This window comes from Enterococcus sp. HMSC078F03 (genome assembly GCF_001811595.1).
In the GTDB taxonomy this organism is placed as follows: domain Bacteria; phylum Bacillota; class Bacilli; order Lactobacillales; family Enterococcaceae; genus Enterococcus; species Enterococcus faecalis.
This window is the reverse complement of sequence record NZ_KV805602.1, coordinates 20463-41744: the sequence shown is the minus strand read 5'-3', so window position 1 is coordinate 41744 and position 21282 is coordinate 20463. Positions and strand designations below refer to the sequence as shown.

Annotated in this window: 19 protein-coding genes; 6 read left to right on the top strand and 13 right to left on the bottom strand. The window is 37.1% G+C overall.

Annotated elements, in window-relative coordinates; translation table 11 throughout:
* Positions 1 to 114 precede the first annotated feature (114 nt).
* A complete protein-coding gene (locus HMPREF2810_RS12745; protein ID WP_002356498.1) occupies positions 115 to 1074 on the top strand; it encodes a diacylglycerol/lipid kinase family protein in 960 nt (319 codons plus the stop codon).
* A gap of 66 nt (positions 1075 to 1140) precedes the next feature.
* Here HMPREF2810_RS12745 and HMPREF2810_RS12740 read toward each other — a convergent pair whose 3' ends face one another.
* The 4 genes from HMPREF2810_RS12740 to HMPREF2810_RS12725 all read right to left on the bottom strand — a co-directional run bounded on the left by HMPREF2810_RS12740 (position 1141) and on the right by HMPREF2810_RS12725 (position 6303).
* Positions 1141 to 3750 carry an SF1B family DNA helicase RecD2 gene (locus HMPREF2810_RS12740; protein WP_002382560.1) on the bottom strand — a complete coding sequence of 870 codons (2610 nt, stop codon included), beginning with the start codon at positions 3748 to 3750 and terminating at the stop codon, positions 1141 to 1143.
* A gap of 26 nt (positions 3751 to 3776) precedes the next feature.
* Positions 3777 to 4421, bottom strand: coding sequence for a histidine phosphatase family protein (locus tag HMPREF2810_RS12735; RefSeq protein WP_002416027.1), 645 nt, complete (start codon positions 4419 to 4421; stop codon positions 3777 to 3779).
* Between the two features lie 217 nt (positions 4422 to 4638).
* The gene (gene trmL, locus HMPREF2810_RS12730) at positions 4639 to 5145 is read right to left on the bottom strand and encodes a tRNA (uridine(34)/cytosine(34)/5-carboxymethylaminomethyluridine(34)-2'-O)-methyltransferase TrmL (RefSeq protein ID WP_002356493.1); all 507 of its coding nucleotides are present in this window, start codon (positions 5143 to 5145) and stop codon (positions 4639 to 4641) included.
* A 312-nt stretch (positions 5146 to 5457) separates the two neighbouring features.
* Complete coding sequence (locus tag HMPREF2810_RS12725) at positions 5458 to 6303, bottom strand: methyltransferase domain-containing protein (RefSeq protein ID WP_002382556.1); 846 nt, start codon at positions 6301 to 6303, stop codon at positions 5458 to 5460.
* 129 nt (positions 6304 to 6432) lie between these two features.
* On the opposite strand from HMPREF2810_RS12725, the gene cutC reads away from it, so the two are divergent.
* Entirely contained in the window at positions 6433 to 7062 is a 630-nt protein-coding gene (gene cutC, locus HMPREF2810_RS12720) for a copper homeostasis protein CutC (protein ID WP_002359565.1), read from the top strand.
* A gap of 117 nt (positions 7063 to 7179) precedes the next feature.
* On the opposite strand, the gene mgtE is transcribed toward cutC, so the two are convergent.
* Genes mgtE through HMPREF2810_RS12700 form a run of 4 tightly spaced genes read right to left on the bottom strand, consistent with a single transcriptional unit; the run spans position 7180 to position 10957 of the window.
* Entirely contained in the window at positions 7180 to 8541 is a 1362-nt protein-coding gene (mgtE, locus tag HMPREF2810_RS12715) for a magnesium transporter (RefSeq protein ID WP_002362548.1), read from the bottom strand.
* 30 nt (positions 8542 to 8571) lie between these two features.
* Positions 8572 to 9465 carry an RluA family pseudouridine synthase gene (locus HMPREF2810_RS12710; protein WP_002362281.1) on the bottom strand — a complete coding sequence of 298 codons (894 nt, stop codon included), beginning with the start codon at positions 9463 to 9465 and terminating at the stop codon, positions 8572 to 8574.
* 7 nt (positions 9466 to 9472) lie between these two features.
* On the bottom strand, positions 9473 to 10270 hold the full coding sequence (locus HMPREF2810_RS12705) for an NAD kinase (protein WP_002382555.1): 798 nt from the start codon (positions 10268 to 10270) through the stop codon (positions 9473 to 9475).
* Positions 10271 to 10282: 12 nt separating this feature from the next.
* The gene (locus tag HMPREF2810_RS12700) at positions 10283 to 10957 is read right to left on the bottom strand and encodes a GTP diphosphokinase (protein WP_002356484.1); all 675 of its coding nucleotides are present in this window, start codon (positions 10955 to 10957) and stop codon (positions 10283 to 10285) included.
* A gap of 196 nt (positions 10958 to 11153) precedes the next feature.
* Between HMPREF2810_RS12700 and HMPREF2810_RS12695 the strand changes: the two genes are divergently transcribed.
* Together HMPREF2810_RS12695 and HMPREF2810_RS12690 are read left to right on the top strand one after the other, a co-directional pair.
* On the top strand, positions 11154 to 11732 hold the full coding sequence (locus HMPREF2810_RS12695; protein ID WP_002382554.1) for a CYTH domain-containing protein: 579 nt from the start codon (positions 11154 to 11156) through the stop codon (positions 11730 to 11732).
* Between the two features lie 63 nt (positions 11733 to 11795).
* On the top strand, positions 11796 to 12455 hold the full coding sequence (locus HMPREF2810_RS12690; protein ID WP_002356482.1) for a ClpXP adapter SpxH family protein: 660 nt from the start codon (positions 11796 to 11798) through the stop codon (positions 12453 to 12455).
* Between the two features lie 91 nt (positions 12456 to 12546).
* Here HMPREF2810_RS12690 and pepF read toward each other — a convergent pair whose 3' ends face one another.
* From pepF to spxA, 4 genes are all read right to left on the bottom strand, one after another.
* Positions 12547 to 14358, bottom strand: coding sequence for an oligoendopeptidase F (pepF, locus tag HMPREF2810_RS12685; protein WP_002382553.1), 1812 nt, complete (start codon positions 14356 to 14358; stop codon positions 12547 to 12549).
* A 47-nt stretch (positions 14359 to 14405) separates the two neighbouring features.
* A complete protein-coding gene (locus HMPREF2810_RS12680) occupies positions 14406 to 15584 on the bottom strand; it encodes a competence protein CoiA (protein WP_002382552.1) in 1179 nt (392 codons plus the stop codon).
* A gap of 89 nt (positions 15585 to 15673) precedes the next feature.
* Positions 15674 to 16336 (bottom strand): adaptor protein MecA, encoded by a 663-nt coding sequence (locus tag HMPREF2810_RS12675; protein WP_002356478.1) that lies wholly within the window; start codon positions 16334 to 16336, stop codon positions 15674 to 15676.
* A 342-nt stretch (positions 16337 to 16678) separates the two neighbouring features.
* Entirely contained in the window at positions 16679 to 17077 is a 399-nt protein-coding gene (gene spxA / locus HMPREF2810_RS12670) for a transcriptional regulator SpxA (protein WP_002356477.1), read from the bottom strand.
* A gap of 359 nt (positions 17078 to 17436) precedes the next feature.
* Between spxA and trpS the strand changes: the two genes are divergently transcribed.
* A complete protein-coding gene (gene trpS, locus HMPREF2810_RS12665) occupies positions 17437 to 18447 on the top strand; it encodes a tryptophan--tRNA ligase (RefSeq protein ID WP_002359559.1) in 1011 nt (336 codons plus the stop codon).
* Between the two features lie 43 nt (positions 18448 to 18490).
* Here the strand turns inward: trpS and HMPREF2810_RS12660 are convergent, their stop codons facing one another.
* On the bottom strand, positions 18491 to 20206 hold the full coding sequence (locus HMPREF2810_RS12660) for an ABC transporter ATP-binding protein (protein ID WP_002416861.1): 1716 nt from the start codon (positions 20204 to 20206) through the stop codon (positions 18491 to 18493).
* A gap of 327 nt (positions 20207 to 20533) precedes the next feature.
* On the opposite strand from HMPREF2810_RS12660, the gene HMPREF2810_RS12655 reads away from it, so the two are divergent.
* A complete protein-coding gene (locus HMPREF2810_RS12655) occupies positions 20534 to 21247 on the top strand; it encodes an HAD family hydrolase (RefSeq protein WP_002356474.1) in 714 nt (237 codons plus the stop codon).
* Positions 21248 to 21282: the final 35 nt, after the last annotated feature.

The following is a 21282-nucleotide window of genomic DNA, read 5'->3' as shown; positions in this document are numbered from 1 at the left end:
CATGCATTGTTTCGTGCCTTTTTCTAGTCATTTTTTACTTTTTTAAGCAATCTTTATTCGCAGAAGTTCCTCCCTCTGGTATAATGGACAATAGCGATTCAAAGGAGGAGCTCAATGAACATTCACTACTATCTTATTATCAACGAGCAAGCAAGTAGCGGCAATGGCCGAAAAGTCGCTAGAAAAGTGATTCAACAACTCAAGCAACAAGAACTTAAATATACGGCTCTTTACACTGATTACGCTGGACATGAAAAAGAATTGACGAAGGAACTTGCAGAAACAACTTTACTTCCTTGGTCTGAAGACTTAGACGTTTCAACTTTTCCAATCCTAGTCGTGCTAGGCGGCGATGGCACACTACATAATGTCATTAATTCATTACTTCCATATGATTCAGCTATTCCTTTAAGCTATATTCCATGCGGCTCTGGAAATGATTTTGCACGAGGGGTGGGATTATCAAGAAATATTGATAAAGCATTGCATCAAATCCTGCGCACCAGACGACCAAAAGAAATTCAAACGATTCATTATGTAGAAGCCAACCAAGAAGAAATCGGCTTAGCCACCAATAATGTTGGCTTAGGATTAGATGCGGCAATCGTGGAAAAAACCAACGAATCGTCATCAAAAAAAGCCTTAAATAAATTTAAGCTTGGCTCGCTTTCCTATATTTCTTCAATCATTCATGTCTTTTTTAAACAAAAAGGCTTTCCAATTTTAGTTGAAATGAATGGTAAACAATACACATTTAATCGTGCTTTCCTATGTACGGTCACAAATCATCCTTATTTTGGCGGGGGCGTATCAATTATGCCGACGGCCAATCCTCGCAAAGCAGTCGTGGACTTAGTTGTCGTGGAACGAATCAATATTTTTAAAATTTTGTGGCTTATTTTCCTATTGCTTCGTCAAAAACAAGGGAAATCTAAGCATTTTCATCATTTTCAATCAAGTAAAATTCGAATTGTTTCGACGATTCCACAAACCATTCACGCAGATGGCGAGATTTTAGGCAAACGAAGTATTGATATGGTTTATACCACACAAAAACGTTTGTTTTGGTTTTAACTGAGTCCCTTAAGGTTGAAAAAGAGTGCCATAAGTCAAAACGACTTATGGCACTCTTTCCTTTTCTCACATAAATTGATAAGGCGTCGTATCCTTCATTCCAATCATTGGATCAACAGCATTTGTTTGAATAATTTCGACTGTTAGTCGTGGTTCTTTTGGTAATGGTTCTTCGACAACTTTTGTCGCTTTATTTGCTGTTTCTGGGGTTGACTCTTCCCCTTCATCAGCAAATAGTGAAACTTCTTGTACCGTTGTGTCAACTAATTGCTCGTCTGTTTCTTTTATCTGATTGGCTTTCGTTGATTGCTGTTCAGTTTCATAATAGACAGCTTTTGTTTCCGTTTCAGTAAATGGATGGTCTGCCGTTAAACCTTCTTCATAGGCTTCTAACTGGGTTCTAGTCGTTAAGGTCATTTGTTCTGCGTTCACGATTCGTTCTTTTAGCATCGTCATGCGACTAGCCGATTCGTTTTTGACACATGTTTCAAAAGCAGAAACCTCACCTAATAGAATTAATAATTCTTTACTACGTGTCACTGCTGTATACAGCAAATTTCGTTGCAGCATTCGGCTATACTGATGAACCATTGGCAGTAACACCATGCGGAATTCACTACCTTGCGCTTTATGAATCGAACAACAATAGGATAACGTAATTTTATTCCATTCATTTCTTTTATACGTTACTTCATTATTATCAAACTGTAAAACCAACTCGTCCACTTTGTCCTCTGAGTCTTTGGCTAAAGTAATTCCGACGATTTCTCCCATATCTCCATTGAACACATTTAATTCTGGCGTATTGACTAGTTGCAAAACTTTGTCCCCAATCCGATAGACGGTGTCATTCCATTTGACTTCTTTTTTCTTACCATCATTTGGATTGAAGATTTCTTGCATCATCTTATTCAAGGCATCAATGCCGGCTGCGCCACGATACATTGGCGCTAAAACTTGGATATCTTGTGGCGTAAACCCTTTTGCTTTTGCCTTTGTGACGATTTGTCGAATGTATTCTTCGATATGACCAATATCACTTGCAAAGAACGAGCGATCCTTTTGATTTTTTTGAAAATCAGCAGGCAACTTTCCTTCTTTAATTTCATGGGCAAGAGGAATAATACTTGAACCGTCTCCTTGACGATAAATTTCGTTTAGCTCACATTTGGGAATTTCGTTAATTTGCAATAAGTCATGTAAGACTTGACCTGGACCGACAGACGGTAGCTGGTCCTTATCACCAACAAAAATCACTTGCATATTTGTCGGAATAGCTTTTAATAACGTATTGGCTAACCAAGTATCCACCATTGACATTTCATCTACAATTAGCAAACCGCCTTCTAATTCTTTGGCGGTTAAACTCGGATTTTTTTCACGACCTGTCAAGCCTAACAAACGATGGATGGTACTTGCAGGTAAACCTGTCGTTTCGTTCATACGTTTCGCTGCTCGCCCAGTTGGCGCCGCTAGCAAGATTGGAAACATCTCCTGCGTGTAGTCTTTGAGATCTAATGAAAGACCATTTAGCTCCGCAAACAACGAGACAATCCCATTAATAACAGTTGTTTTCCCTGTTCCGGGCCCTCCAGTTAAAATAAATAACGGCGATTTAATCGCTTCTTCAATCGCTGCTTGTTGCGAGTCGCCATACTGAATATTTAAACGTTTCTCAATCATTCGGATATTTTTTTGGACTTCTTCTTCCTCGTAATGAATTTCTTTTTTACGAGAAAGTAAACGCTGAATCGAAGTACCAATGCCCCATTCAGAAAAATAGAGACTGTTCTCAAAAAGTTTAGTCTCTTCTTGTTGGATTTTTCCATGTTCGACTAACGTAATGATTTCATTGGCCACTTGATCAGGTGAGATTTCCACTGGGCGACTTGCTTCCAAGGTCCGAATCGCTTCTTCTAACAAAACATCTGCTTGAACATACGTATTGCCTGAGCGAATGGAGTGTTCAAACACTTCATGTAAAATCGCCGCTCGAATTCGAACAGCAGAATCCGCCTGAATGCCGATTTGTTCAGCAATATTGTCCGCTCGTTTAAATCCGACTCCCTCAATATCTTCAACTAACTGATAGGGATTTTCTTGAATCACAGAAAGGGTTTCTTCTTGATACGTTTGATAAATTGAAAAAGCTAACTGACTACCGAAGCCGTATCGATTTAGTCCCACAATCACTTGCTCCATCCCGTGATTCAAGCGAATTGTTTCGACGATTACTTGACGTTTTTTTTCATTTAAAACAGTAACTTCTTCCAAAACACTCGGGTCATCAATAATTCGGTCAATCGCACTTTCCCCTAATACTTCAACAATTTTTTCAGCTGTTCGTTTACCAATGCCAGGAAATTTGTCACTTGATAAATAGTTAACCACCCCACTAGCCGAAGTCGGTCTTTCTTGCTGATAACTATCCACCTGAAACTGTCTGCCATAACGAGGATGGTCCACAAAATGACCAAAGAAACGATAGGGTTCCTCTTCTTGAACTTGGCCAAAACTTCCAGTTACTACAATTTCTTTTTCTAAATAATCTGTATTTGTATCGGTCACATTTACAAGAACGACTTTATAAAAATTACTGGGATTTTCAAAAAAGATTGCTTGTACAGTTCCAACAATAAAGGCTTTTTCTTCGTCCTCACCAAAAAGTGTTACCACTACAAGCCCTCCTTTCTGTTGTGCGCTTATTGTGATTTTTCTTTAGCTAAAAAAGACGTATCATTCCATAATGTTAAGTCGTACGGCATGTTCCTTGATGCCTCTTTGGTTTCAAGGATTGAAAGGCTATTGTTTAACAGCCCGCCCATTGTCCGTAATTCTGATAATGGTTTACCAGTCATCGCTTGGATTGCCGCTGTCAAGGCTGCTCCGTGTCCGACAAATAGAACTGGACCTTCGTGCTGCTTCGCCGCTTCAGCAACTGTTTCTGAAATCCGTTGAATCGCTTGCTCGATTGGTTCACCATCAAAAATTGTTGGATCATACAAATCTAAACGATGCCGTAAATGATCTAATTCTTCTCCATAAAAATTACGCATTTCTTCAATATATTGTCCTTCTAGACGACCTAAACCTAATTCTTTTAAGGTATCTGTATAAACAATTTCAACTGGATGAGTCAATTCTTGTTGAATTCCTCGCGCAGTATTTTTGGCACGTAATAGCGGACTAGAATAAATTTTTTCAAACGGAATATCTTGTAAATATTGGCCTAATTGTTTAATTTCGTCATAACTAGTTGATAATAACGGCGAATCTCCTGTCATTCCTTGAAATCGTTTCTGTTGATTCCATTCAGTTTTTCCATGTCGTGTAAAATATAATTTCATGTAACTTCTCCAAACTTCTTTATCTCTTCATATGTCTTTCTAGTTTATCACTTCCCTGCGAAAATATCCATGGAAGTTTCTAGTAATCCAAGCAAAATAAGCCTAGAACAAAAATCTAAATTGTTTTTTGTTCTAGGCTTGAAAATTGGGCAACAGTATAAATAAAACCACTTTCTTCTGACATTTTTGAAAAAAAGCGTTACTGTCTTAACTTTTTTTAATCCAATTTATCATTTTCATAATGATGCGTCAGTTCTAAGTTCGGAAAATTTTGCTGACGTAAGGCTTCATAAACAATTAGTGCGGCAGTGTTAGAAAGATTCAGTGAGCGCACATGTTCATCATTCATAGGAATTCGGATACACTTTTCTTCGTTTTCTCGCATAAACGTTTCTGGTAAGCCCGTTGTTTCTTTTCCAAAAAGGAAATAATGGTCCTCGCCATCATTATAATTGACCTCACTGTATGTTTGGTGAGCAAATTTGGTTACTAAATGCAAGTGTTTGCCTGCCACATGGGCTAAAAAGGCAGCCAAATCTTTATGATACGTAATATTTACATCATTCCAATAATCTAATCCGGCACGTTTTAAGTGTTTATCATCTGTTGAAAATCCTAAAGGTTCAATTAAATGCAACGGTGTATTCGTCGCTGCACATGTCCGTGCAATATTTCCAGTATTTGCTGGAATTTGTGGTTCAAATAAAACAATATGGTTCGTCAACTATCTTCAGCTCCTCAAATATCAATCGTGTTCATTTTAGCATAAATTCAAAATAAATAGCGCCCACAATACTTATTTTCAAAAAAAAACCGCATGACGCGATGATGTCAGGCGGCAGCTATTCTAACCAATAAAAAAAACGTACCGTCTCGGTGTCTAGCACGGCGAGTCGTTACGTTAGTGAAGGTCTCTTCACTAACTTTTATCAGAACAGGACCCTGATAAAAACCAATGAAAAAACAACTTGTAAGTAATATAACACCAATGTCACTTTATTGCAAGACTTTTTTAGGATTTTCTTCACAAAAAAGTCTATCTTTTACGACCTACTAACAAGCGGACGTCAATCGTGATTTTTTCCAATGGTCGCTGTTGTAGCTCGGCTTTAACTTCTTGAGAAACTTGCCACTCTAATGGCGACATTTCTAATAAATCCAACCGTCTTTCCTCCGGAATGTCAAAGCAATAAGTTATTCGTTCATCTACTTCTACTGCTAATTCCTCGGCAAAACGTTGGACTACTTTTTGATTGGAATAACTTTGTTTCTTTTCGTCATTGGGATAAAAAGCCGCTCGTAATTCCTTTAAATAATTCTCTTCAGGAATAATTTTAATCACAGTCCCGTCAGCTTTTAGTACTCGCCGAAATTCTTGATAATGTGAAGGAGAAAAAATATTCAAAATCGTATCAAGCCCTTCATTCGCAAATGGCAAATTCGTTAAATCCGCCACACACCAAAACGCATCAATTGGTTGATTACTTGCTAAATAGATTCCTTCCTTTGATAAATCAAACCCGATTTTCAGTCCAGATAAGCCTGCTTGACTTAACTCAGCTAGAAAACTCCCTTCACCACAACCAACATCGACTACTGTTTTATTTCGAGGAAGATAGTGCATAATTTTGTTTAAAACAGGTGCGTACATGCCACTTTGAATCATTTTTCCTCGAGAAGTAAACATTTTTTTATTATATTCTGTCTGAACGCCATGATTTAGAAAGTATAGCGTGCCTTTCTTGGATAAATCAAATTGATGCCTCTGTTGACAAATCAGACCAACCCCTTCTACATGCATTGGTTCATGACAAGTTGGACAGCGAAATACGGCTGCTTCTTTTTTCAATAATTGTTGTGCTCGTTCAATTTTCTTTAACATTTAAAACTCCTTACGTTCATCAAATGAACATTTTCTCTTATAAAAAGTTGCACTCTTTTTTTCAGGGCTATGGTAGTAAGCAGAATTATGGTACAATGCCTGTGAAGAAAAAGCAAGGAGCGATAAGAAATGATTAAAGAATTCTGTGCCGAAAATTTCACTAAGATTCCCCAAGCCATTCAAAAAGGTGCGAATCGCATCGAATTATGCGATAACTTAGCCGTAGGTGGAACGACGCCAAGTACTGGTGTTATTGAAGAAGTCTTAGCATACGCTGGCGAACATTCTGTACCAGTGATGACAATCATTCGTCCTCGTGGCGGCAATTTTGTCTATAATGATATTGAATTAAAAATTATGCATACCGATTTAATCGAAGCAAAGAAATTAGGAACCGACGGCATTGTTATTGGCTGTTTAACTGAGGACGGTTGGTTAGATGAAGAAGCTTTGGACTTATTCATTGAAACAGCTGAAGGCTTGCAAATCACTTTCCATATGGCTTTTGATGCCTTGTCGAAAGAAAACCAATTTAAGGCGATCGACTGGTTAGCTGAGCGTGGTGTGACGCGTATTTTAACTCATGGTGGGCCAGCTGGTACCCCTATCGAAGACAACTTTGATCATTTAAAAGAATTAATTGCCTACGCAGATCAACGGATTCTTATTTTACCAGGTGGCGGTATTTCCACAGAAAACGTTCAAACTGTGATGGACACTTTAAAAGTCACAGAAGTCCATGGCACAAAAATTGTTTAATTTCTTGTATCTAAAAAAGTGAGGTAGCCGTCGTAGCAACGGCTATCTCACTTTTTTGATTTCAAGCAAACCAACGAATCCTTTTACCTCAGTCTCATGATAAATAAGTGCAATTTTTTAAACAAAATAACGCATAAACATGCTGGCAATATTGAAATAAATTAATACACTGGTTAAATCACTTAAGGTAGTAATAAACGGACCACTGGCAACTGCGGGATCAAACCCTAATTTATCCATTAACATTGGGATTAAACTCCCTGCTAAATTCGCCACAGTAATTGCACAGAGCATTGCCATCCCAATCACAAATCCAAGCGGAAGATTATGTTGCCACACGCCAACCACAATCATAATGGTTAAACCTGTCACAGCCCCCGTCACTAGTCCCGTGAGCACTTCACTTAAGATTAAGCGACCAAAATTACTATCCTTTTCATCTTTCATAGCCAAACGGCGTACCGCGACCGCCAATGATTGTGTCCCGGCATTGCCGGCTGTTCCGGTAATTAAAGAAATAAAAACGGCTAAAATACTCGCTTCGCTAACTAAAGACTCATAATTACTGATTAACGAGGCCGTAGACATCCCTAAAAACAGCAGCGTAATTAACCAAGGTAATCGTTTAGAAGCGGCTTTTAAAGGGTTCTCACTAACTTCCTCAACGTCGACCCCGGCTAAACCAGAGTAATCGCTAGCGGCCTCATCATCAATAACATCAATAATATCATCAACTGTTACAATCCCCAACAAATGATCATCATAATCTGTAACTGGCACAGCCAAGAAGTCATAGTCACGAATTGTTTGCGCGACATCTTCTTGGTCATCGCCAACATGAACTGAAATAACCCGTTCATTCAAAATATCAGCAATCAAGGTATCATCATCATTAACAATTAAATCCCGCAACGAAATAACGCCGACTAAATGATTTTCTTGGTCGACTACGTAAACGTAATAGATTGTTTCTGCCATGTCCGCTTGATTCTTTAAGACGTACATCGCAGAACGCACTGTTTGATTCGCCACAATCGAAACAAATTCGGTGGTCATAATCGCCCCAGCAGTTTCATCTTCGTAATGAAGTAACTCTTTAATTTCGCCTGCTTCTTCACTACTTAACAAACTAAGATATTTCGCCTTTTGACTTTTATCTAACATATTTAGTAAATCCACCGCATTATCGGTATACATCTCAGCTAACATATCTGCTGCATAACTTGGGCGCATTTCAGCTAAATAATCTTTCATATTCTCATTATCTTCTTCGATAACATCAAACATATCCGCTAATTCTTTCGGAGATAGGTAATTGTATAAATGTTGTCGGTCTTTTTCATCTAACGATTGGTAAAATTGTCCTTGTTCATAAATGTGTAACGCTAAAAATAGCTCACGAAATTCGTTCATTTGTTGATTTTTTAGCGTTTCTAAAAGAAGGGCAAATTGCTCTTCCATTTCTTGGCCTTCATTCATCTTACACTTTCCCCTCCTGCCTCTTTATTATTATAACGTATCATCTACACTTTTCATATCCTCCGCTAGTGGGGAAATCAGATGAACCGTTTCTTTGGTAAAAGGATGAGTAAAAATCAGTTCCATGCAATGCAACGCTTGCCGCTCAATTCCTTGATCCATCTTTCCATGATACATCTCATCCCCTAACAATGAACAGCCAATTGCTTCAAAATGTACCCGAATTTGGTGTGTTCGTCCTGTATGAAGCTGAATGCGCACAGCTGCTGCTTGGGCTCCTCTTTTTGCGAGCCAATATTCTGTACTAGCAAATTGACCCGTTTCGATAACTTGACGTTTTAATAAAGAGGACAAGTCGCGCCCAATTGGCTTTTCAATCAATTGATGCTCGTTTAACTGCTCAATCGCTCCACCAACAAGAGCATAATAAATTTTTGTCACCTTTTTTTCTCGTAATTCTTGATCAATTAAAGCATGAGCAAAGCCGTGTTTCGCAAATAACATCAGCCCAGAAGTATCTCGATCTAAACGAGTCACGACATGAATAACTTGATTCACGTAATTTTGACGCTTGTAATAGCCCTTAACACGATTCGCCATCGTTCCTGAAGGATGATACTGAGCAGGTATCGAAGCAATGCCAGCGGGCTTATTAACTACTAAAAAATGATCATCTTCAAACACAATTTCAATCGGTTCATCATCTGTTAATAATGTCTCATGTTCCGCTTCATCTGGAATCGTCATTTTAACGACATCGCCAGTTTGTAAAGGATAGATGGCATTTTGAACGGTCCCATTCACTTGGATTTTACCACCTTGAAATTTCACCTTAGCTAATAACCCTTTTGAAACGCCTTGTTCCTTTAAAAAATATTTCACTTGTTGTGTTGTTTCTTTGTCATATGTCCATTGAAATTCCATCGTTTAATTAATCCTCACCAATAAAGGCATCTTTCACTCGATGCCAGAAATGCATGTGCCGATAAGAGGCAAAATGAATCCGTTCGTCTGCAATTCGATAGCAGACAGAAGCGATATTTTCTTGATAAATATCTAATTGGTCCACCGTGACAAAATAATCATCGCTTTCCTGTAATTTAATCTCCAGCCACTCCGTATGTGCGATTACAATCGGTGAACCCAATGTTCGAAAGACACGATTGTTTAAGGAGGCGATTTCGGTTAACTGAAACGCATTAATGCTAGGATGCAAAACAGCTCCACCAATACTTTTATTATACGCAGTAGAGCCGGTTGGGGTCGAAATCGACAACCCGTCACCACGAAATCGTTCAAACAGTTCGTCTTTAATAAACACATCGCCCACCATCGTCCGGTTTCCTCGTTTAATTGTCGATTCATTTAATGCTAAAAAATGTTTATCTGGTTTCCCATCTCTAAACCGAATCCGCACATCTAATAATGGATAACTCGTACTTTTTTCACGATGAATACACAAACTCTCAACTAGTTCTTTTAATTCATAATCACGCCAATCTGTATAGAAACCCAAGTGTCCGGTATGTACACCTAAGAAACTTACTTCGTTTAACAGATGATTAAATCGATGAAAAGCGGAAAGAAGCGTACCATCTCCGCCGACTGAAATCACAATTTCAGGTTGACGATTGTCTATTTGAATTTGGTTTTGCTCTAATAGTGTTGTCAGTTGTTTTGTGACTTGTTTCGATTTTTCTTCCGAGTTATGAACAATCGCCACTTTCATAAGCAGACTCCTTTACTGATTTTCTGGTGTTTCGTTTTTAATTTGCTTATAGTATTCGTTTTCTAGCAATCCACGGCCATGAGAGAAGTAATGTTGTGCTTCTTGAATTTCTTCACGAATAGATGACATTTCTTCATCTAATAAATAGGCTGCCTCTGCCGCTCGCTGAAGGCGTTCTTTCATTTCTTCAGGAAAGACACCTTGATATTTATAATTCAAAGAATGTTCAATCGTTGCCCAAAAATTCATGGAGAGTGTCCGAATTTGGATTTCGGCCAAAATAATCTTTTCCCCGGTGACTAATTGCACAGGGTATTCCACCACCACATGGTACGAACGATAGCCACTTTCTTTTTTATTTTCAATGTAGTCCCGTTCTTCCACAATTTTTAAGTCTTTACGATTTCTTAAAAGTGCGACTACCTGGTAAATGTCTTCCACAAATTGGCACATAATCCGCAAACCAGCAATGTCTTGCATTTCTTCTTCAATCCGATTTAAAGGAATATGCCGAATAGCCGTCTTGGTCAAAATACTATCTACTGGTTTCACACGTCCTGTAACGAATTCAATTGGTATGTGTTTATCTTGCTCCCGAAATTGTTTACGAATACCTCGTAGTTTTACTTTTAATTCGCTGACCGCCTGTTCATATGGCGCTAAAAACAGCTCCCACTCTCGTTCCATGGTAGATCCCTCAATTTCCTTGAATTTCATTCACTGATTATTTTACCACAGTCCTCCCTAAAATAGGGTGTTATTCGCTATTTGATTTCCAAACGCCTTTCATTAGAAAAAATTTTCACAGAGAAGACCACTTTTCTTGACGGAAACCTATATAATATGTGAAAATTGGAGTGATTTAAGAAAGAGAGAGAACCCCATGAGTGAGCACTTAGAAATTGAATTTAAAACATTAGTTAGTCCGCAAGATTTCAAACGATTAATCGACCATTTTGCTATTCAAAAAACGGACTTTTTTACGCAAACAAATCATTATTTTGATACGGACGATTTTCAATTAAAAGCACAACGAATGGGCTTAAGAATTCGCGTATTAGCAGATCGTGGTGAGTTAACCTTAAAAGTTCCTGCGCCAGAAGGATTATTAGAAATCAATGACCCTTTATCGCTTGAGACGGCGAACCACTTTATCAAAAGGAATCAACTCCCTACTGAGGGGGCTGTGGCGAAGAAATTACAAGAATTAGGTATTGAAATCGCCTCGATCCATTTAATTGGTTCATTAAAAACAGCACGTGCAGAAAAACAAATTCCTCAAGGACTACTTGCGTTAGACGAAAGTTGGTATAACCAACAGCACGATTTTGAATTAGAGTTAGAAGTTACTGAAGCTGAAAGCGGCAAGCAAGCGTTTCAAACATTAATGGCTGATTTGAACATTCCCATTACGCTTGCACCTAACAAGATTCAACGCATGATGCGGACCACTGCCCCTTAGTATTCGAAGCACTGACGTTCTGGCACCTGTATTTGAAAAAGCATGGCATTGGAGGAAGTATGAATGGTTGAAATTTATTTGTTCGTCAATCCTTTAGGCGGCGTCTGTTTAGAAATTGAAAAAGAAATTATACAATTGTCTGTTAACGACAAGAAGAAAATACAATTGCGCTTTATTCCTTTATTAAACATGAAAACGATCAATGAATTTTTGAGTCGTCAACATATTCCGATTAATGACATTAAACGACGGAATCGAATTTTTGAAGATTTATACTCAGCCGCTCTTGACTATAAAGCAGCACAGTTACAAGGCCGAAAAAAAGGCCGACAATTGTTGATTGGCCTACAAAAAGCAGTAGCTGAAGACGGTCTAGCTTACTCTCCTGAGTTATCAGAAGAACTACTTCTAGCGGCCGGCGGGGATATTGATATGTATCGTAAAGACCGACAATCAGATTTTGTCAAAGAATCTTTCCAAACCGACCAAAAAGTTGCTCGAGAAATGGGGATTAAACAACATCCTACCGCAGTCGTTTACAACTATACTTGCGAGAACGATTTCGGCATTTTAGTCGAAAATTTTGAAAACATGGATGAAATTAAACAACTTTGTCGTGTCCATCCACATAACGAACCGTTGCTGGACCAAGGTGACGCAACCTTTGAATTTAAACGTCGCTCCAATTATCATTTTCCAAATGGACATTTACATTTATTATAAAAAAGATGCTGCGAGAAAAGCGGTTAACTGATTATCTTAAGAGTTAAAAAGTGGGCTATAAGTCATTTCGACTTATAGCCCACTTTTTTGTCTATAATTTTTCAACCAAAGCTTCTAATTCCGTTAAACGTTCTTCAAAAACTTTCATTGCATCTTCGATATACGCGGCTTGCGTCATATCCACGCCCGCTTTTTTCATCACTTCAATTGGGAAGTCACTACTTCCTGCTTTCAAGTAGTTAAGATAGTTCTCTAAAGCTCCCTCTTCTTCAGCTAAAATATGTTTAGACAATGCCGAAGCGGCTGAGAAGCCAGTTGCATATTGATAAACATAGTAATTGTAATAAAAATGGGGAATTCTCGCCCATTCGTAACTGATTTCTTCGTCTCTAACTACTTCTGGTCCATAATATTTAGCATTGAGCTCGCCATAATACTCACTCAAATATTCACTCGTTAATGGCGTGCCTTTAGCATCTTCCGTGTGAATAAAATGTTCAAATTCCGCAAATTGCGTTTGACGGAAAATGGTTCCCTTAAAGCCGTCTAAATAGTGATTTAAGACATACGCACGTACTTTAGGATCTGTTTCTGTTTGTAATAAATATTCTGTTAAAATATTTTCATTTGTGGTTGAAGCAATCTCAGCTAAGAAAATTGAATAGTCGCCATAAACATACGGCTGATTATTTCTTGTATAGTAACTATGAACACTATGGCCCATCTCATGGACTAATGTAAATAGTTGATCCAAACTATCATGCCAATTCATTAAAATGTATGGGGCTGTATCATAAGCTCCTGAAGAATATGCGCCGCTTCGTTTTCCTTGATTTTCAATCACATCAATCCAACGACTTGAAAAAGCTTCTTTAACAATAGATAAATAGTCTTCACCTAGTGGTTTTAAAGCCTCAATTGCTTTTTCTTTTGCTTCTTCATAGCTGTAACGAATTGGTGCTTCACCTAGCAAAGGCGCATACAAGTCGTACATGTGTAATTCTTCTACGTTTAATAATTTTTTTCTTAATTTTACATAACGATGTAGCAAAGGTAAATGTTTATTTACTACAGCTACTAATGTTTCGTGAACACTTTCAGGGATATGATTACTTGCTAAAGAGGCTGCCCGAGCAGAATCATAATTTCTAATTTTTGCTTTATAATTATGCGTTTTAACATGTGCACCTAAAGTTGAGGCTAATGTATTTCTAAATTGTTTGTACACTTTGTACAACCCTTTAAATGCTGCTTCACGAACAGATGGATCGACACTCTCCATTAATTGACCATAAACGCCATGAGAAAGTTGAATCGTTTCGCCTTCAGCATTTTGCACAGTTGGAAATTCTAAATCTGCATTATTTAAAATTGAAAATGTATTACTTGAGGCACCAAAAATTTCACTAGCCCCCGCCAGTAAAGCTTCTTGTTCCATCGATAAAACATGGGGACGTTCATCTAAAATATTTTGAATATAGTGACGATAAACAGCTAATTTCGGCTGCTCTTCAAAATATCCCCAAATTTGTTCATCACTTAATGTTAAAACCTCTGGGTCAAACCAAGAAACAGCTTCACTAACTTGTGCATATAAAGAACTAGCTCTGGCATATAAAGCTTGGTAAGCTGTATTTGTAGTGTCTTGATCATTTTTTAAATGAGAATAGACATATAATGTTTCCACTTTTCGATAGACATCTAAAACGTATTCTAACGCAGCTAGAAAAGCTTCTGCGCCATTCCCTAAGGTACCTTTAAATGACTCTGCTTGATTTAGCTCCTCTGTCAACTGATTATACGCAACATCAAAAGCAGCATCATCTTTAAAAATTTTGGTTAAATCCCAAGTCAATGGAGTTGGAACTTCATCACGTGTTGGTAATTGTTTAATTTCGCTCATAGTTTACTCTCCTTTAAGAAACGTTTTACTCATTATACTATCATAATTTAACACGTGTGACTAAAAAAATGTTGTTTTTTCACTTTTTTTAGCCAATGAACGAGCTTTTCAGGATCTTCTCTTAGGAAAATACTAGTTATTAGGTACTTATTGTTTACTTTAATTAACACATAACATTCTTGTAACCAGCTCAATAAGCTATTCCCCACGATTTTAAAAAGCTTTTTTAAGCCAATATTCGGCAGTGGTTGCCAAATAAAGTTCCCTTCTTCCAAAAAACTAGCTTCCAAGATACGCCATAGTTCCTGTTTGGTCACTAAACGCCCTTCTTTGGTTTTTAGTGCTTCCCAAACAAGCATTTTTAAATGAATATCTTCTTCAGAAGAAGGTAATAGCTTCAATCCAGGATAGTAAAACCAAGGAGGTAACTGGAGAAGGTGACAACCTTTCGTGTATAAAAAGCTTTGTGTTCTAAGCAACTGAGCATTTCTGTAACCAAGTTGTTGAGTCAATTTTTGATAATAATCATGCATCAATTGACCAGTATGCTGTCTACCTGGCAGTAAATTTAAATTAGCAGTCGGTAGTTGGATGATTTCTAGTAATTTTTTTTCGTAAAAATCCCATGATTGTTTTCTTCTATAAAATTGTTGACATTGACTCTCTTCAATATGACAAAGTAACTCTATTCGTTCTTGTTTCTTATTGGCCGTCCATAAATAAAACCCCAAGGACTCCGAAAAGTAAAGAAATTGTTTCGTTAATTGCGTGAGCTTGTCTTTAGGCACTAATCGTTCACCTAAAATCCAAACAACTTGATAGCCATGAGTTTGATAAGTCTCCGTCCGTTCCACCAAACGTTTAATTGGCAATGGACTACATTGAATTTCAATGGCTATCTTCCCAATGAGTAAATCTGGGCGTTGCTTCAAGGTGGGTAAGTATGCCTCAACTTGAAAGGACAGCTTTTCGCGTAAACACTTTTCCGCAAAAAGCTGCTTCAAGCGGAGGTGTTCTTCTGTTTCAGCTTCTGCTTCGTACCAACAACTATTCTTTTTACGATGAGCAAAATGGGGTATTTTAATGGGGCCTGCCTTCAAAATGACCGATTGATGACACATTGGACACACAAAAGCTTGTTCGCTTCGTATCTGTGCTAATTCATCAATCGAGCAATCGATTAAAGAAAATAATTCTTGGTTGTCTGCCGTTAAAGCTGTTAACATGATTTTCACCTCTCATAAATAAACTACGCAAAGTTTCTTAATTTTCATCAAAAAAAAAAGCAAAAACTCGAAAGTTTTTGCTTTTTTGCTTAATCATTAAAGTAATAACGTGTTAATTCCAGCGCACTGCGTTCCATAATACAAGTGCCATATTCGACTAAAGTATCCTGAGTGACAGTTGTTTTATGAGCAAATTCTAAAATCTGTGCAATTTCATTGTCAACATTTGTTTTTTCTAATTCATCGGTTAAGAACAAAACTTGTAAGTAATAACGATCGTTGTACGTGTATAAGTTAGTCAAAACAGATTGCATGAAGACTTCTTTGGATAATTGGATCATCGCTTCAAAATTATCTAATTCAAAGATTACATTTCTGTTTGTTTCATCTGTGGCTTCCATCTCATCAAGTTCATCGGCGGCTGCTTTGTCTGCTTCAATTTGTTTGCGAATTAATTCGCTAACATCTGCATTGACTTCGCTCAGACCTTCTAAGGAAGACAAGTCGTCCATAGCGACATTTTTACTAATAAACAGTTCTAAGCCATCATTTTTAGGCAAGACTTGGAAAGTGACTGCTTCACTACCTTGGAATTCATCTTCGACATCAACTTCTTCTAAAATACTATAAAAGAAATTTTCAACATCTTTGTGGTTTCCTAGTAAGTCAAGAAAAGTAATCCCTCTATCCGCCAGGTCTTCGTTGCCAATTAACACACGAATCGTATTTTCATTAATATGTTCCATTTCCATAGCGCTACACCTCTCTTTGCTTCAATCAGGAAACTTCTTACGTTCATTGTAGCGAAAACTACACAAAAGTAAAGTGGAAAGTCTGTAAATCCTCGAAAACTAGCGAACGTTTTATAAACTTTGAACTTTTTTAACGATTAGTTTTTCGCTCCTTCTACCTCTTCATCTTAACGCAGTCTCTCCAAAAAAGATACTATTTTTCCTTGACCACGTTCTGCCAAATCAAATGAATACAAGTTCTAAATATGTATTAAAAAGCCAGAGATAAAAATCCCTGGCCCTAAATTCATATGAATCGTTCTTTATTACAATTAACAAATAAAGAACAAAATTTTATATTTTTTATAAACCTGCCATTAATTGTGCTTGGCGCAATTCCAGTTGTCGAACATCTCTTGGTAAGAATCGACGAATTTCATCTTCGTTAAAACCGACTTGTAATCTTTTCTCATCAATCATAATTGGCCGACGCAACAATCCAGGGTTTTCTTGAACCAACTCTAATAAATCTTGAAGTGGAAGCTCGTCCAAATCCATATTTAATTTTTGGAAAACTTTAGAGCGAGTAGAGATAATCTCTTCTGTTCCATCTTCTGTCATGATTAAAATTGCTTTTAATTCCTCAATATTTAAAGGTTCAGAAAAAATATTTCTTTCTTTAAAAGGAATTTCGTGCTCTTGCAACCAGGCTCTAGCCTTACGACATGACGTGCAACTCGGGGAAGTATAAAGTGTCAACATTGTGCATCACTCCTTTTCGCGAATCATCGCGTTTCTGAAACAGGGAACTGTACTGTTCCTCTATTTAAAACCAGTATACCTAATTTCTAATAAAAATACTAGGGGTTTTTAAACATTTTTTATTAACTTTGTTTATTTTTCCTTCATTACATCCGTGTAAAATTAGGGTTAATTTTTATGAAATTTTATGGATATTCGTTATGATTCTGTAAAAAAGTAATACAGTTTTCTATTTTTATGGTTGCTGTTATAATTTACTTCTCTTGGTGATTTTTCAAGAAGTTCCCATGTATTTTTTTCTAATAAAATGTATAATAGAACTATTCACTATCTTAAGTCTAAAGTCAGGTGGTTATTTAATGAAAACAATTTTTTCTGGTATTCAGCCCAGTGGTACTCCGACAATCGGAAATTACATTGGTGCAATGAAACAATTTATCGAATTACAAAATGAATACAATTGTTATTTTTGTATTGTAGATGAACATGCCATTACCGTTCCCCAAGAACCGCAAAAGCTACGCCAGCAAATTCGTAGCTTAGCAGCTCTTTACCTAGCGGTTGGTTTAGACCCACAAAAAGCAACAATTTTCATACAGTCTGAAGTGAGTGCCCATGCAGAAGCTGGTTGGATCATTCAGTGCAATACTTCTATTGGTGAGTTAGAGCGAATGACACAATTTAAAGATAAATCTCAAAAAAATGGTCGTGCTGGCGTAAGCGCTGGTCTTTTAACATACCCTCCATTAATGGTTGGTGATATCGTGTTGTACAACGCTGACTTAGTGCCAGTCGGAGATGATCAAAAACAACATTTAGAATTAACACGTGATTTTGTGGAACGCTTCAACAAACGTTACGCCCAAAAAAATCAAGAAATTTTAACGATGCCTGAAGTAAAAATCGCTGAGCAAGGTAGTCGAATTATGAGCTTACAAGAACCAACGAAAAAGATGAGTAAGTCTGATACAAATGTGAAGGGCTTTATTTCAATGCTTGATGAGCCAGCAGTGATTCGCAAAAAAATACGCTCTGCTGTAACTGATTCAACTGGTGTAATTGAATATAATAAAGAAGAAAAACCTGGCATTACTAACTTACTAAATATTTATTCTGCTGCGACAGGTCAAACTGTTGAGGAGCTTGTTCAAGCTTACGAAGGCAAAGGCTATGGAGACTTCAAAGCAGATTTAGCAGAAGCAGTGGTTGCCTTATTAGAACCTATTCAAGTGCGCTACCAAGAGCTTCTAGCTTCAGAAGAATTAGATATGATTTTAGATGAGGGCGCAGAAAACGCTCGCCAGGTAGCCAACAAAACACTTCAACGAATGAAAAATGCTGTTGGTTTGGGAAGAAAAGTTCGGCGCTAACTAAACAAAAAAAAAAACCGCGAATTTTTATTCGCGGTTTTTTTTATGTTCTAAATTGAGCATCGTACAAGCGACGATAGTGTCCTCTTTGCGCGTACAAAGTTTCATGTGTTCCATCTTCTAAAATTCCTTGGTCACTAACCACGATTATTCGATCAGCATGTTTAATCGTTGCCAGTCTGTGGGCAATAATTAATGTTGTTCGCCCGTCAGCTAACGAGTTTAATGACTCTTGAATCACTTGCTCTGTTTCTGTATCTAATGCAGAAGTCGCTTCATCTAGAATTAAAATCGGCGGGTTCTTCAAGAACATTCGCGCAATTGCCACTCGTTGCTTTTGACCGCCCGATAATTTCACGCCACGTTCGCCAATAATTGTGTCCAAGCCATCTGGCATTAGCTGAATTACATGTTCTAAATGTGCTAATTTCACCGCTTGCTGAATGTCTATTTCTGTAGCATTTAAATTCCCATAAGCAATATTTTCTCGTAATGTTCCAGGGAATAAAAACACATCTTGTTGAACAATTCCAATTTGCTTACGTAATGAAGCCAAGGTCATTTGCTGGATATTTCTACCATCAATCGTAATTTCACCACTACTGACTTCATAAAAACGAGGCAACAGATTACACAAGGTCGTTTTTCCTGAACCACTTTGTCCAACGAAAGCAACGGTTTCACCAGGTTGAATTTTTAAATTGATATGGTCTAAAACTTTTGTGCCATCTTCATAAGCAAATGAAACATCTTTATAGGCAATCATTCCTTCTAAATGCGAAACAGCAACAGCTCCTGGCAAATCTTTGATGGCCGGTTGTTTGTCCATTTCTTCCGTAAAACGTTTAAAACCAGCAAATCCTTTGGGATAACTTTCAATCATATTATTGACTTTTTCAATCGGCCGAATAAAAATATTGGCTAATAAAATAAATCCTACAAACTGACCTTCTGTAATTTCTCCTTTAATTGTATAATACGCACCAAAAATTAATGAAAATAAATTTATCAGACGAATTAATAAGTAATTATAGGCGGAACTGACACCCATCACCTTATAAAAATATAATTTCGATTTTCGATACATTTGATTTAAATAATTAAACTGTTTTCGTTCAAATGGTTCATTTGCAAAAGATTGCGTGACACGTATCCCACTTACTGACGCTTCAATCCCAGCATTAAATTCACCTAAATTATCGTAAATATCCGTATTCGCTTTTGTCATTTTTTTATTAAAATAGCCTAGCGCAATCGTGATAAATGGCAATAAAATAAACGTAGCGATGGCTAATTTCACGTGAATGGTTAACATTAATAAAAAAGAACCTGCTAACGTCATAATCGTAATAAAGACGTCTTCTGGACCATGATGCGCCACTTCCGAAATTTCAAAAAGATCAGTGGTCAAACGGCTCATTAATTTCCCTGTTTTTTGATTATCATAATACTCAAACGGTTGTGTTTGAAGATGCTGATATAATTCTTCACGCATATCTGTTTCAATATTCACGCCTAACATATGACCAAAATAAACCACAATAAATTGTAAAAACGTATTGATTATATAAAATGCAAATAAGCCCGCACTAGCTAATGCAATGAGGCGAAAATCTCCTTTTGGCATAATCTTATCAATTACTTGGTTGACTGCTACTGGAAAAGCCAACTCTAACAGCCCCGCAAAAACGGCACACCCAAAATCCAAAATAAATAATCGACGATAAGGTCGATAATACCCAAAAAAACGCTTTAACATAACTCCTTAACTCTCCCCCTTCATTCTCACTCATTATACGGAAAAAGACGGTCTCTTGCAAAATTCTAACTTCTATCAGAACGCATGTTATTTAAGTAACTTTGACTCAAAATCATTTTCACAAACTTTTCATTATCAGAATATTTTTTCATTTATCGTTTCCATTTTTTCGGTAAAAATAACTATAATTGTCTTTTCCCGCAAGGCTTTGATTTCTGCGAAAAACCTTGAAATACAGTGAAAAATACTCTATTTATTTGTGAAAATATCAGCTACAATATAACATATGAAAAGTTTTGTAAAAAAGTTAAGAGGTGCACTTGTTAAATGAGAACCATTGTTTTTGATGTTGATGACACGCTGTACGATCAGCAACAACCCTTTCGAAATGCGATGACTAAAATTTTCCCGAACGTTGCGACAGAGGATATGCATGAATTGTATCTTCGTTTTAGACACCACAGCGATGAAACGTTTCCGAAAGTTTTAGCCAATGAATGGTCCCTAGATTTCATGCGGTTTTTCCGGATGAATGAAACATTAAAGGATCTAAACTATCCAGGAATTTCACAAGAAGAAGGAAAAATTTTCCAACAAGTTTATGAAGAAGAATTGGATAATATTACGATGCATCCAGAAGTTACTAAGCTTCTTGATACTTTACAAGAAAAGGAAATTCCGATGGGGATTATTACAAATGGTCCAACAGACCATCAATTTAAAAAAGTTAAACAATTGAATCTTGAAAAATGGGTTCCAAGCCAAAATATCATTATTTCTCAAAGTACGGGTTTTCAAAAACCTGAAAAGGAAATTTTTGATTTAGCCTGTAATCAATTTTGTATGGAACCTGAACATACTTTATATGTTGGTGATAGTTATGACAATGATATTGTAGGCGCACGTAATGGTGGCTGGCATTCTCTTTGGTTTAACCACCGCTCTCGTGAACTACCAAGTTGCCAACCTGCATCACACCTTGCAGAAGTCACTTGTTTCACTGAACTTTGTCCGACTGTGGAGAAATTATTTAATCTTTAAAAATAAAAAAGCCTAACTACGCTTCAAATTTGAAA